This window comes from Streptomyces sp. NPDC020379, from assembly GCF_044387105.1.
Classification (GTDB): Bacteria; Actinomycetota; Actinomycetes; order Streptomycetales; family Streptomycetaceae; genus Streptomyces.
On sequence record NZ_JBIRVR010000030.1, the window covers coordinates 67,005 to 78,223 of the forward strand.

Annotated in this window: 10 protein-coding genes, 1 rRNA gene, 2 pseudogenes and 1 riboswitch; of the genes and pseudogenes, 1 reads left to right on the top strand and 12 read right to left on the bottom strand. The window is 69.8% G+C overall.

The genetic code is table 11. The features are described 5' to 3' along the window. Nucleotides 1–81 precede the first annotated feature (81 nt). Nucleotides 82–189: riboswitch (glycine riboswitch) on the bottom strand. Nucleotides 190–320: 131 nt separating this feature from the next. Beyond that, a complete protein-coding gene (locus ACH427_RS29340; protein WP_398874311.1) occupies nucleotides 321–767 on the top strand; it encodes a PRC-barrel domain-containing protein in 447 nt (148 codons plus the stop codon). Nucleotides 768–775: 8 nt separating this feature from the next. On the opposite strand, the pseudogene ACH427_RS29345 reads toward ACH427_RS29340, so the two are convergent. The 12 genes and pseudogenes from ACH427_RS29345 to rrf all read right to left on the bottom strand — a co-directional run. Continuing rightward, a pseudogene (locus ACH427_RS29345) lies at nucleotides 776–2,134 on the bottom strand (DNA polymerase IV); the annotation flags it as partial. 70 nt (nucleotides 2,135–2,204) lie between these two features. Then, a complete protein-coding gene (locus tag ACH427_RS29350; protein ID WP_398874288.1) occupies nucleotides 2,205–2,819 on the bottom strand; it encodes a MerR family transcriptional regulator in 615 nt (204 codons plus the stop codon). 179 nt (nucleotides 2,820–2,998) lie between these two features. Beyond that, nucleotides 2,999–3,472 (bottom strand): bifunctional nuclease family protein, encoded by a 474-nt coding sequence (locus tag ACH427_RS29355; RefSeq protein WP_006123076.1) that lies wholly within the window; start codon nucleotides 3,470–3,472, stop codon nucleotides 2,999–3,001. Between the two features lie 52 nt (nucleotides 3,473–3,524). Continuing rightward, a complete protein-coding gene (locus ACH427_RS29360) occupies nucleotides 3,525–4,298 on the bottom strand; it encodes a MerR family transcriptional regulator (RefSeq protein WP_398874292.1) in 774 nt (257 codons plus the stop codon). A gap of 43 nt (nucleotides 4,299–4,341) precedes the next feature. Further along, nucleotides 4,342–4,785 carry an FHA domain-containing protein gene (locus tag ACH427_RS29365; RefSeq protein WP_398874313.1) on the bottom strand — a complete coding sequence of 148 codons (444 nt, stop codon included), beginning with the start codon at nucleotides 4,783–4,785 and terminating at the stop codon, nucleotides 4,342–4,344. Between the two features lie 42 nt (nucleotides 4,786–4,827). Beyond that, nucleotides 4,828–5,187: pseudogene (locus ACH427_RS29370) on the bottom strand (hypothetical protein); the annotation flags it as partial. Nucleotides 5,188–5,321: 134 nt separating this feature from the next. Further along, the gene (locus tag ACH427_RS29375; protein ID WP_398874294.1) at nucleotides 5,322–6,398 is read right to left on the bottom strand and encodes a DUF881 domain-containing protein; all 1,077 of its coding nucleotides are present in this window, start codon (nucleotides 6,396–6,398) and stop codon (nucleotides 5,322–5,324) included. A gap of 5 nt (nucleotides 6,399–6,403) precedes the next feature. Next, a complete protein-coding gene (locus ACH427_RS29380) occupies nucleotides 6,404–6,736 on the bottom strand; it encodes a small basic family protein (protein WP_030364457.1) in 333 nt (110 codons plus the stop codon). Further along, nucleotides 6,733–7,656, bottom strand: a complete 924-nt coding sequence (locus tag ACH427_RS29385; protein ID WP_398874296.1) for a DUF881 domain-containing protein — start codon at nucleotides 7,654–7,656, stop codon at nucleotides 6,733–6,735. Before ACH427_RS29385 ends, ACH427_RS29380 begins: the two co-directional genes overlap by 4 nt. Before the next feature lie 88 nt (nucleotides 7,657–7,744). Then, nucleotides 7,745–10,240 carry a sugar phosphate nucleotidyltransferase gene (locus ACH427_RS29390; protein ID WP_398874298.1) on the bottom strand — a complete coding sequence of 832 codons (2,496 nt, stop codon included), beginning with the start codon at nucleotides 10,238–10,240 and terminating at the stop codon, nucleotides 7,745–7,747. Between the two features lie 104 nt (nucleotides 10,241–10,344). Further along, complete coding sequence (locus ACH427_RS29395; protein ID WP_398874301.1) at nucleotides 10,345–10,965, bottom strand: CDP-alcohol phosphatidyltransferase family protein; 621 nt, start codon at nucleotides 10,963–10,965, stop codon at nucleotides 10,345–10,347. 166 nt (nucleotides 10,966–11,131) lie between these two features. Further along, nucleotides 11,132–11,219 (bottom strand): 5S ribosomal RNA (rrf, locus tag ACH427_RS29400); the annotation flags it as partial.

Consider the following 11,219-nt stretch of genomic DNA (forward strand, 5'->3'; position numbering starts at 1 on the left):
CGGGGACCCGGCTTTCACCGTCGGTGAGGACGGGCTTCGGCGTCGTGCCTGACCGGGGCCCGCCCTGCTTTCCAGAGTGACCTCGTCCGTGCGGTACGTGTGCCTGAGAGATTCCGGGGAGGATTTGCTCCTTCGGCGCCCCCGTCGATGCCCGGCTGGGCTCTCGGAGGACTCTCCCGCACGGGGTCTGCGGCCACTGGCCAGCCTACCAGCGCGGGTAGGAGGGGATCCCTCGAGTGGCCGGTTCCCGCTTTGTGCCTTTTCGTTGTTGTCGGGAGGGTCTTGGGGGGTTGCCGAGGCGGTCGGGGGCAGCGCGAACCATCGGAGGAACGGTGCAGACCGATATCGATCCACGCAGTCTCATCGGCCGCAAGGCGTTCGACCGTGACGGCGCGAAGATCGGCACCGTGGACGAGGTGTACCTCGACGACGAGACGGGCGAGCCCGAGTGGGCGGCCGTACGGACCGGGCTGTTCAGCCGGGACGCCTTCGTGCCGCTGGAGCCCAGCGAGGTCGTGGACGACACCCTGCGCGTCCCCTACGAACGCGCCCTGATCAAGGACGCCCCGGACTTCGGGGTCGGCAGGCACCTCTCCCCCGAGCAGGAGCTCCAGCTCTACCACCACTACGGACTCGCGCTCCCCACGGCGGGCTCCCCTCCCACCGGGGACGCCGGGGATGCCGGATCCGGACCGGGTGAGCGGGCCGGTGAGGGGCTCGGCACGGTCAACGGCTCCGTCAACGGCTCCGGCGGCTCGGGCGGCTGATCCCCGGTCCGGATGAGCGGCAGGGGCTCCGCCGGCTCCAGCGCGGGGTCGTCGACGGCGAACGTGCGCACTCTCCCAGGCCCGGACCAGGGCTGTTCGAACCGTACGGTGACGCGCCCGACGCCGCTGCCCTGGATCCAGCCCGCCCCGTACTCCGCGTGCCGGACGTCCAGACCCGGCAGCCAGCGGCGCGGCCGCGCCTCGGCGGCCTCCGGGACCTCGTCGGGCCCCTCCCCCTCGGCCTCGGCCTGGTGGATCTCCGCCGCGGCCGCTTCGGCGGCGGCCGCCGCCTCGCTCGCGGCCTGGGCGAAGAGATCCTCCTGGGTGTAGTCGGCGAGGCCCGTGACGCCCACGCCCAGGAGCCGCACACCCGCCGTCGTGTCCACGCCCTCCAGCAGCCGCCCCGCCGCCTCCCGCACCACGCCGAGGTCGTCGGTCGGCCCGCGCAGCGTCTCCGAGCGGGTCAGGGTGGAGAAGTCGTAGCGCCGCACCTTGATCACGACCGTGCGCCCCGAGCGCCCGGCCGCCCGCAGCCGCGTGACGCACCGCTCGGCGAGGCGGGCGAGCTCCAGCTGCACCCGGACGCGGTCGGTCAGATCCTCCTCGAAGGTGTCCTCCACCGACACCGACTTGGCGTCCCGCTCGGCGACGACGGGCCGGTCGTCATGGCCGGTGGCCAGCGCGTACAGCCCCGCGCCGTGGGCCTTGCCCAGCAGCCGCACCAGCTCCGCCTCGCCCGCCTCACCGGTCTCCGCGACCGTCGTGATGCCCGCCCGGCGCAGCGTCTCGGCGGTGGCGGGGCCCACCCCGGGAATCGCGCGGACGGACATGGGGCCCAGCAGCCCGGCCTCGCTGCCCGGCTCGATGAGGAACAGACCGTCGGGCTTGGCCTGCTCCGAGGCGATCTTGGCGAGCATCTTGGACCCGGCGAGGCCCACCGAGCCGCTCAGGCCCGTCGCCGCGCGGATGTCCCGCCGCAGTCGCTCCCCGACGGCCCGGACCACGGACACGGAGGGCTCGACGCCGCCCGCTTCGAGATCCACGAACGCCTCGTCGAGGCTGAGCGGCTCCACCAGCGGCGAGAGCTCGCCCAGCAGCCCCATCACCACCTCGCTCACCTCGCGGTAGAGCGTGAACCGCGGGGTGAGATAAGCGGCGTTGGGACACAGCCGGCGCGCCTGGGCGGTGGCCATCGCGGAGTGGACACCGAAGACCCGCGCCTCGTACGAAGCGGTGGCGACCACACCGCGCGGGCCGATCCCGCCGACCACCACGGGCTTTCCGCGCAGGCTCGGCTTGGCCGCCTGCTCCGCCGAGGCGTAGAAGGCGTCCATGTCCAGGTGCAGGATCGTAGGTGCGGACCTCACACCACTGATGTTCCCGCACACCACTGACAATCGCGCTGACGTGCGACGGAGCGTCGTCGTCGGCAGGCCCTCAGACCGCGCGGTTGCGGCGCCTCGCGAGCTCGTCGGCGGGGTTGTGGCCGATCAGGGTCTCGCCCGTGTCCACCCGCTCGCCGTGCAGCTGGGAGAGCACGTGCTCGATGTCGCGCCAGACGACGCCCACGGCGATCCCGAAGACGCCCTGGCCGCCCTGGAGCAGGTCGACGACCTCGTCCGGCGAGGTGCACTCGTAGACCGTGGCACCGTCGCTCATCAGCGTCATCTGCGGGAGGTCCCGCATCCCGCGGGCCCTCAGGTGCTGCACGGCCGTGCGGATGTTCTGCAGGGAGACCCCCGCGTCCAGCAGCCGTTTCACGATCTTGAGGACGACCACGTCCCGGAAGCTGTACAGCCGCTGGCTTCCCGAGCCATAGGCCGGCCGTACGCTCGGCTCGACCAGGCCCGTACGCGCCCAGTAGTCGAGCTGCCGATAGGTGATGCCCGCCGCGGCGCACGCCGTCGGCCCCCGGTACCCGATCTTGTCGGTCTCCGGCCCCTGCGGTGCGCTGACCGCGGCCGGGGCGGTATGACGGGAGGGCTGTTCGACCGTTCCCCCATACAGCGGATACGGACTGCCGACCGCTGTACCGTCGCCCATGCTTCTCACGCCGACCTCCGTCCTTGACCTGCCTTCTCGACGGTAGGCAGTCACCCGGGGCGCGTCAACGATCGCCACACTCGGCACGCCGAGTGATAATCACCCAGAGAGTGGTTTTACGTATCCGTGTGCCGGGAAAGGCTAATCGAATGCGCCGCGCCCGCCGCTCCTGAGGGGCGCCGCGAGCCTCACTGGCTGTTGGTGCCGAAGTCCTCGGGCGAGATCTGATCGAGGAACTCGCGGAACTTCTCGACCTCGTCCTCCTGCTCGTCCGGGATGGCGATCCCGGCGTCGTCCAGCACGCCGTCACTGCCGTAGATCGGCGTCCCGGTGCGCAGCGCCAGCGCTATGGCGTCGGAAGGCCTGGCGCTGACCTCCACCCCGCTGGCGAAGACGAGCTCCGCGTAGAACACGCCTTCGCGCAGATCCGTGATGCGGACCTCCGTGAGCTCCTGCCCCACCGCTTCCAGCACGTCCTTGAACAGGTCGTGGGTCAGTGGCCGGGCCGGCGCCATGCCCTGCTGGGCGAAGGCGATGGCCGTCGCCTCTCCCGGTCCGATCCAGATCGGGAGGTATCGATCGCCTCCCACTTCACGCAGGAGCACGATCGGCTGGTTGGAGGGCATTTCCACCCGGACACCCACGACATCGAGCTCGTTCACACAGCAACCCTAGGACGTGCCCGGCAGGTTTGGGTAGTCGGGCACTCGCCGATCAGTGCGAACGCGTCCGCAGCGCGGCCTGTACGAGTGCCGCGTGCAGGCGTACGGACAGCGCCGCGAGCTCCCGCGCGGTGGCCTCGGCGTGGGCCCTGGTCTGCGGGTTACGGTGCCTGCGCAGCGGTGCGACCACCTGTTCGACCAGGCCGGCCTGGCGGTCGGCGGCGGCCTTCATGGCGCGAAGGTGCCGGGGCTCCAGACCGAACCGCCCCAGGTCCGTCACCAGCTTCGCGACATTGACCGAATCAACGTCGAATCCGCCGTCCGGGTGGGCGGTGATCAGGCCGTACGACTCCCACTCCGCCAGCTCACTCTCGGTGATGTCCGTGGCGCTCAGGAACTCCGGCCTGCCGAGACGGGCCGCCGTGGGACGCCCGAAGGCCGCCACAGCGACCTCACCGGCCCCCTGAGCCCCCTCTGCGGGGCCGTCGAGGGCAGGGGCCTGACCGGCGGGGGGCAACTGCACGTGCTCGCCCCTGGCGAGCGCGTCGAGGTGCTCCCTGATGACACGCAGCGGCAGATAGTGGTCGCGCTGCATGCGCAGCACGTAACCCAGCCGTTCCACGTCCTGGGCACTGAACTTCCGGTATCCGGAGGGCGTGCGCCGGGGCTCGACCAGGCCCTCCGACTCCAGGAAGCGGATCTTGGAGATCGTGACCTCGGGGAACTCCTCACGCAGCAGATTGAGCACCGTGCCGATGCTCACCAGCCGCCCTTCGACACCGGCGGCACCGGATGATCCGGCGCCGCCTGACGGTGTTCGCAGCATGGCCCTTCCCTGGAGGTCTCCCCGGACGGGGTCCGGGGGTGGTTCAGATCCCCCGCTGGCTGCCGTAGAAGACCAGCCGGTACTTACCGATCTGCACTTCGTCGCCGTTGGACAACTCGACCGAGTCGATCCGCTCCCGGTTCACATAGGTGCCGTTGAGGCTGCCGACGTCCGCCACGGTGAAACCGCCGTTCTGCCCACGGCGGAATTCCACATGCCGCCGCGAGACGGTGACGTCGTCGAGGAAGATGTCGCTCTGCGGGTGCCGGCCCGCGGTGGTCAGATCGCCGTCCAGCAGGAACCGGCTGCCGGAGTTGGGCCCGCGGCGGACCACCAGCAGCGCCGAGCCCAGCGGAAGGGCGTCGACGGCCGCCTGGGCCTCGGGCGAGAGGGCCGGGATCGGCGTCTGGCCGGTGGTCTCGGAGTCGTACGCCTCGAGACCGGAGATGGAGATGGTCGAGGTCGTCTCGGAAGCCCGCTCCGCCACGGCCCCGGGACGCAGCGGCGCCCCGCAGTTGGAGCAGAACCGACTGGCCTCGGCATTGCGATGGCCACACCTCGTACACACCGGCAAGGCAAACCCTCCACCCGCACTTGAGGTCGCTGGTGCCCCGAAACCTATGCGTCCTGCCGCGGAAGGGTCAACAGCGGACGCGCCGGACCCTCCCGAAATGTCTCCTCCGGGCGCGTCCACCTGGTCCCGGAACAGCGGGCGCCCCTCCTGGGCACCTTCCGTACCTTCCGCGGGGCGCGACGCCCGGTGGCGGGCCGAGCCGCTGCCACCTTCCTGGCGTGCGCTCTTGCCGAACAACTTCGCAAACAACTTCACGGGCGATTCCCCTTGACCGAAACAGACCCGCCCGTGGGGCAGGACGAACCCTCGATGCACTCACCGTCCGACCGCGGACATCCATACAACGTCCGTGGTCAACAGACAGTTTCCACCACGCACCCTCGACTTGGTGCGCCGACCCCCCGCAACCTCATGGCCTCCGCTCGAAGCCCTCCGACCCGCCCGCCCCACTACGATGACGACCGAGCGTAGTCAGGCCGCTTCGCCGGGCGCAAGGCGTCTACAACGATCCTCTCAGACCTGCTGACCGATACGCCCGCCTGCTCCTTCTCCAGAGTCTGCACGACACCACCGGGGATGTTCAGCGCCGGCTCCAGGTCCTGCGGCTTGCCGATCACCTTGAACAGGTAAGGCTGCGAGACCTTTTTGCCGTCGATCTCCACCTTCCCCGCGGCGCCCGAGAAATACGTGTCGGCGGTGACCCGCACGTCATTGATCTGGATCGCCTCCGCGCCCGCGGCCCGCAGCTCCTGGATGGTGTCCAGCAGCTTGTCCGGCTCGACCGACCCCTTGGGGTCGCTCACCGTGAGTTCGATACCGGGCCCCTGCGCCGCGACCGTGCCCGCGAGCACAGCGAGCTGCTGCTCCTTCTGCGCGGTCTGCTTACGGGCCTCGGCGGCCTGGTTGGAGCTGCTCTCCAGCTCCGTCCGCTGACTCTCCAGATTCCGCTTCTCGTCCTCCAGGCGCTTGGTGCGATTGTCCAGCTCATCCAGGATCCGCACGAGATCCTCCTGCCGGGCACCCCGCAGAGCGCTGTTGTCGCTCGTCGAACGGACCTGGATGGCAAGGCCCAGCCCGAGCACGCAGAGCAGCACGGCGACCGTGAGCTGGGCCCGCGTCAGCCGGGGCGGCCAGAGACCTTTCAGCAGCCGCTGACGCCCGGTCAGCGGCTCCGGTCCGGCCGTCCCTTCCGGTGACGGCGGCGCTGCCCCGGGTTCGGGCTCGGGCTCGGGCTCGATGGGAGGCACCGCTTCCGGTCCAGACTCCGCACCTGCCCCCGCCGCACCGTCCGGCTTCCCCGCCTCCGCTCCCCCGGCGGACTCACCCGGCCCGGCGGATCCAGCGGCTCCGCCGGACTGCGTGTCCTTGGGCTCGCCGGCCGGCCGCTCGGAGCCGCCGGGCCCACCGGACTTGCCGGACTTGCCGGGGCTCTTTCCCGGCTCTTTCCCAGGCTTCGGCTCCGGATCGCCGGGCTTCGCCGAGCCGCCCGCCGGGGTCGGCTCCTCGGGCGTGTCGTCGGTACTCATCGGCCTCACGCCCGGAAGACATGCCGCCGGATGGCGGCCGCGTTGGAGAAGATGCGGATGCCCAGGACGACCACGACACCGGTGGACAGCTGCGCGCCGACCCCGAGCTTGTCGCCCAGGAAGACGATCAGGGCGGCCACCACCACGTTGGACAGGAAGGAGACGACGAAAACCTTGTCGTCGAAGATCCCGTCCAGCATCGCCCGGAGGCCACCGAACACCGCGTCGAGCGCAGCCACGACGGCGATGGGGAGGTAGGGCTCGACCACCGTCGGCACCACGGGGCGGACGACGAGGCCCACCACGACTCCCACGACGAGGCCCAATACGGCGATCACGATGTGCCCTTCCCTGTGTCGGCGCCGCGCTCTGCCACGGCACCGTCCTGCGGCTTCGCTGTGCGTACGATCAGGCTCGGCGCGGCCGGCAGCCGTACTTCGCCCTGAGCGGAAATGCTGGTGCGGATCCCGTAGTTCTGCTGCAAGGCGCGCAGATAGAGCCCGTCGGCGCTGTTCTGGAACGCGCTGCTCAGGCGGTCCCCGTCACCGATCGCCAGCACCGTGTACGGCGGCACCAGCGGCTTGTTGTCGACCAGTATGGCGTCACCGGCGGCCCTGATCGCGGACAGCGCCGTCAGCCGCTGCCCGTTCACCGCGATCGCCTCGGCGCCCGACTGCCACAACCCGTTGACGATGCGCTGCATGTCCCGGTCACGCACCCGGCCCGTGTCGGAGAAGCCGTTGCTCTCCCGCGGGCCGTTGCCGCCGCCCTGCTTGGTCTGCTTGGCGTCGTCCACGACGAGCTTCACGCCGGGGCCCTGCACCGCGGTGGCACCCGCGAGCAGGGCCACCAACTCGGCCTTGTCCCCGCCGTGTTTCTGCAGCACGTCGCGCTGCTTGTTGCCGACCGCGGCCCGCAGGGTGTCGACGTTCTTCTGGAGCGCGTCGGCGTCCGAGGACTCCCTGTTGATGCGGTCGATCAGCTGCTGACGCTCCTTGGCCAGCGTCGGTGCCGATATCCGCGCCTGCGCCGCCCCCAGCGTCACCACCACCGCGGCGAGCAGCAGCGCGGCGGCGAGCCCCAACTTGGCGCGCAGCCTGGTGGGCAGCCCCTTGCCGCCCTCCGCCTCCCGCCGGGCCGCCGCCTCGGCGTACCCCTCGTCGAGGCTGTGGTCCATCACATTGGTCAGCAGCGACATGGAGGCATCGGGGCGCGGGGACGGCGACGCCGTCGTCCGAACGGGGGGCTGCTGCGACATGCCGCACATCGTCGCACGTCGGGGGCGCCGTCTCCCAATGGCCCCACCGGCGTGCCGGATCGGGAACGAGGAGACGGCGCGCCCGGGCTCAGCGTCCGGCGCCGTCCACGACCGCCGACCACTCGTCGAGCAGCGCCTGCGCCGAGGCGTCGTCAGGACCCTCCGCCCAGAGGTGCGTCACGGCCTCCGCGGGATCCGGGAGGACCATCACCCAACGACCGTCGGCCTCGACCACCCGTACGCCATCGGTCGTGTCCACCGACCGGTCACCGGCCGCCTCGACCACATGACGCATCACCAGCCCCTTGACCGCCCACGGCGTCGCGAGGTCACGACGCAGCACATGGGCCCGCGGAATCCTGGCGTCTATCTGGCTGAGCGTGAGCTGAGTGCGCGCCACCAGACCGATCAGCCGCACGAACGCGGCCGTGCCGTCGAAGACACTGCTGGACTCCGGCACGATGAACCCGCCCCGCCCGTCACCGCCGAAGATGGTGGTCTCCGCACGTCCGACCCTGGTCAGGTCGTCGGGCGAGGTGGTCGTCCACTCCACCTGCGTGCCGTGGTACGCGGCCACTTGCTCGGCGATCCGGGTCGTCGTCACGGGGAGGGCCACCTTCCCGCTGCGCCGCTCGGCGGCCACCAGGTCGAGGAGGACCAGCAGCGCCCGGTCGTCCTCCACGATGCGCCCGCGCTCGTCGACGAGGGAGATCCGCTCGCCGACCGGGTCGAACCGCACGCCGAAGGCGGCCCGCGCCGACGCGACGATCTCGCCCAGCCGCACCAGGCCGGCCCGGCGGGTGTCGGCCGTCTCGGTCGGGCGGGACTCGTCGAGCCCGGGGTTGATGGTGAACGCGTCCACGCCGAGCCGGCCCAGCAGGCTGGGCAGCACCAGGCCCGCGCTGCCGTTCGACGCGTCGACCACGACCTTCAGCCCGGCCTCGGCGACCCCACTGGTGTCCACGGACCTCAGCAGCGACCCCGTGTAGGAGTCATAGACGCTGGAGGGGAACGACAGGTCGCCGATCTCGCCGGGGAAGGCGCGCCGGTACTCCTGGCGGGCGTAGACCCGGTCGAGCTTGCGCTGGCCGGCCTGGGAGAGGTCGGCGCCGCGCTCGTCGAAGAACATGATGTCCACCGAGTCCGGCACGCCCGGCGACGTACGGATCATGATGCCGCCGGCACTGCCCCGCGCGGTCTGCTGACGCGCGACCGGCAGCGGTACGTTCTCCAGATCCCGTACGTCTATGGCGCTGGCCTGGAGCGCGGAGATCACCGCACGCTTGAGCGCCCGGGCGCCACGCGAGTGGTCACGCGCGGTGGTGACCGTCGATCCCTTCTTGAGCGTGGTGGCATACGCGCCGGCGAGCCGGACCGCGAGTTCGGGGGTGATCTCGACATTGAGAATGCCGGAGACCCCGCGCGTGCCGAAGAGGTGGGCCTGGCCGCGGGACTCCCAGATGACCGAGGTATTGACGAACGCGCCCGCCTCGATCGTCTTGAACGGGTAGACCCGGACGTTGCCCTGAATAATCGATTCCTCGCCGATGAGGCACTCGTCGCCGATCACGGCGCCGTCCTCGATGCGGGCGGCCCGCATGATGTCGGTGTTCTTGCCGATCACGCAGCCGCGCAGATTGCTCTGCTGGCCGATGTAGACGTTGTCGTGGATGACGGCCTTGTGCAGGAAGGCTCCGCTCTTGACGACCACGTTGGAGCCCACGACGGTGTGTTCCCGGATCTCGGCGTCGGCCTCGACCTTCGCGTAGTCGCCGATGTAGAGCGGGCCGCGGAGGACGGCGTCGGGGTGGACCTCTGCGCCCTCGGCCACCCAGACGCCCGGCGAGATCTCGAAGCCGTCTATGTCGACGTCGACTCTGCCTTCGAGGACATCGGCCTGGGCCTTGCCATAGCTCTCGTGGGTGCCGACATCCTCCCAATAGCCCTCGGCGACATAGCCGTAGATCGGCTTGCCGTCCTTCATCAGCTGGGGGAAGACATCGCCCGACCAGTCGACCGGCACATCGGGCTGGACGTAGTCGAAGACCTCCGGCTCCATGACATAGATGCCGGTGTTCACCGTGTCGGAGAAGACCTGGCCCCAGGTGGGCTTTTCCAGGAAGCGCTCGACCTTACCGTCGTCGTCCACGATGGTGATGCCGAATTCCAGGGGGTTCGGCACCCGGGTGAGACAGACGGTGACGAGGGCGCCCTTGGCCTTGTGGAAACGGATCAGGTCGGTCAGGTCGAAATCGGTGAGAGCGTCTCCGGAGATCACCAGAAAGGCGTCGTCCTTGAGCGCCTCCTCGGCATTCTTGACGCTGCCTGCGGTGCCGAGTGGCTTTTCCTCATTGGCGTAGGTGAGCTCCATGCCGAGCTCCTCGCCGTCCCCGAAGTAGTTCTTGACGAGGGAGGCGAGGAACTGCACGGTCACCACGGTCTCGGTGAGCCCGTGCCGTTTGAGCAGTCTCAGCACATGCTCCATGATCGGCCGGTTGGCCACCGGCAGGAGCGGCTTGGGCATGCTCGAGGTCATGGGGCGAAGCCGCGTGCCTTCGCCACCGGCCATCACGACGGCCTTCATGTCGGAAGCGTCCTCCTTGAGAGACGACGGTCATCCCGACTGCACCCGCCGGGGCCGGGCCGCGTAACTCACATACGACGTCCGGCCCTGCTGAGGCTCTTCAACTACGGCGAGGCCAGTCGGGCCTGTCGGTCCGTCTTGACGAGTCGGCGGACCTGAACCACGTACAGGATTCCTGCCCACCAATAGAGGGTTGTACCCCATCCGGCGAACGCCCATCCGAAAATCGCCGCGAGTGAGCGCAACAGGCCCTCACCCTCACTGAGAAGCAGCAACGGGAACGCGTACATCAGATTGAACGTGGCGGCCTTGCCGAGGAAGTTGACCTGCGGCGGCGGATAGCCGTGGCGGCGCAGAATCCACACCATGACCAGCAGCATCGCTTCGCGTGCCAGAAGGGCGGCGGTGAGCCAGAGCGGAAGGATCCCCCGCCAGGTGAGGCCGACCAGCGTGGAAAGGATGTAGAGCCGGTCGGCGGCGGGGTCGAGGAGCCGGCCGAGGCTGCTGATCTGGTTCCAGCGCCGGGCGAGCTTTCCGTCGAGGTAATCGCTGACCCCGCTCAGCGCGAGCACCAGCAGCGCCCATCCGTCACTGCGCGGGCCGCCGAACTCCGGCCGGAGGATCAGCCACAGGAAGAGGGGGACACCGACGAGGCGAGCCATGCTGAGGATGTTCGGGATGGTGAGGACGCGGTCGGTCTGTACGCGCGTCTCCTGGACCTCCACCCGGGGGCCTCCTGTGGGGATATGTACCAACGATGCCCCATGACCCTACCCGCAGTCGCGGCCGGACCGTGCAGAGGGGTCGGAGGACGGCCGACAATGGGCGCGCCATAAACGCAAAAATGCCTCAGACCCCGGGTCTATGACCCAGGGCCTGAGGCTAAAATTTGTTCGGCGGCGTCCTACTCTCCCACACGGTCCCCCATGCAGTACCATCGGCGCTGAAAGGCTTAGCTTCCGGGTTCGGAATGTAACCG

What these genes read in the sequence shown, in the direction of transcription:
- ACH427_RS29360 (WP_398874292.1), bottom strand. Translation starts at nt 4,298, where the DNA reads ATGCTGCGAACACCGTCAGGCGGCGCCGGATCATCCGGTGCCGCCGGT.
- ACH427_RS29390 (WP_398874298.1), bottom strand. Translation starts at nt 10,240, where the DNA reads ATGAAGGCCGTCGTGATGGCCGGTGGCGAAGGCACGCGGCTTCGCCCC.
- ACH427_RS29385 (WP_398874296.1), bottom strand. Translation starts at nt 7,656, where the DNA reads ATGTCGCAGCAGCCCCCCGTTCGGACGACGGCGTCGCCGTCCCCGCGC.
- ACH427_RS29375 (WP_398874294.1), bottom strand. Translation starts at nt 6,398, where the DNA reads ATGAGTACCGACGACACGCCCGAGGAGCCGACCCCGGCGGGCGGCTCG.